The sequence below is a fragment of the uncultured Campylobacter sp. genome (assembly GCF_938045535.1).
In the GTDB taxonomy this organism is placed as follows: domain Bacteria; phylum Campylobacterota; class Campylobacteria; order Campylobacterales; family Campylobacteraceae; genus Campylobacter_B.
Window position 1 is genome coordinate 1 of the sequence record NZ_CALIMQ010000131.1, and the last position, 1,096, is coordinate 1,096.

Genomic DNA, 1,096 nt, shown 5'->3' on the forward strand with positions numbered 1-1,096 from the left:
CGTAGAATTTTTTATTCGGTTTATCCTCACCTTCCGGATTACCGATTTGAGCTTGCAAATAGCCGCGATTTTTGGCCTCATAAGCACGCACGCCGTCCCAAAACGCCCACTGCGTGTCGGTGTCGATATTCATCTTAACGACGCCGTAGCTTACGGCTGCCTTGATGTCGGAGGTCTCGCTGCCACTGCCGCCGTGAAAGACGAAATTTACAGGCTTTTCGGATTGCAGATTAAATTTTTCTCGGACGAATTTTTGCGAATTTTTCAAAATTTCAGGTCTCAGCACGACATTGCCCGGCTTATACACGCCGTGGACGTTGCCAAAGCTTGCTGCGATACTAAATCTATCGCTGATTTTGCTTAGTCGCTCGTAAGCAAGCGCGACATCTGCGGGCTGGGTGTAAAGCCGCGCATTATCGACGCCGGTATTATCGACGCCATCCTCTTCGCCGCCTGTGACGCCAAGCTCGATCTCAAGCGAAATTCCAAGATCGCTTAAAATTTCCAAATACTTCTCGCAGGTCGCTAAATTTAACTCCAAATCATCCTCGCTAAGATCAAGCATATGTGAGCTAAACAGCGGCACGCCGTGAGCTTTTTTATGAGCGGCATTAGCTTCGATGAGCTCGTCAATCCACGGAAGCAGCTTCCTTGCGGCATGATCGGTATGCAAAATCACTGCAACGCCGTAATGAGCCGCCAGAGCATGCACCTGGCGCGCGCCTGCGATAGCGCCCAATACTGCGGCATTAGGGCAAGTAGCGCCTGCATAAAACGCCGCGCCGCCGTTGCTAAACTGAATTATTACGGGCGAATTTGCGATTTTAGCGCTTTCCAAGACGGCGTTTATGGAATTTGATCCCACTACGTTTACTGCAGGGATCGCAAAGCCCTGCTGCTTCGCATACGCATAGACCTTACTTACGTCATCGCCGCTTAAAACGCCCGGTTTTACTATATCTAAAACGCCCATTTTTAGCTCCTATATTATTTATACTCGATTTTAGCGTTTTTGTGAAGATCTGCCGCTTTTTGCTCGACTACTTTTGCTGCTTTTTTCGACTTCGGTCTTGGTTTCGGCCTCGACTGTTGGTTC

Annotated in this window: 1 protein-coding gene; it reads right to left on the reverse strand. The window is 49.0% G+C overall.

The features are described 5' to 3' along the window. The coding region (gene fbaA, locus Q0095_RS04285; protein WP_297881681.1) for a class II fructose-bisphosphate aldolase at nt 1-973 on the reverse strand (973 nt) is incomplete at its 3' end. Nucleotides 974-1,096: the final 123 nt, after the last annotated feature.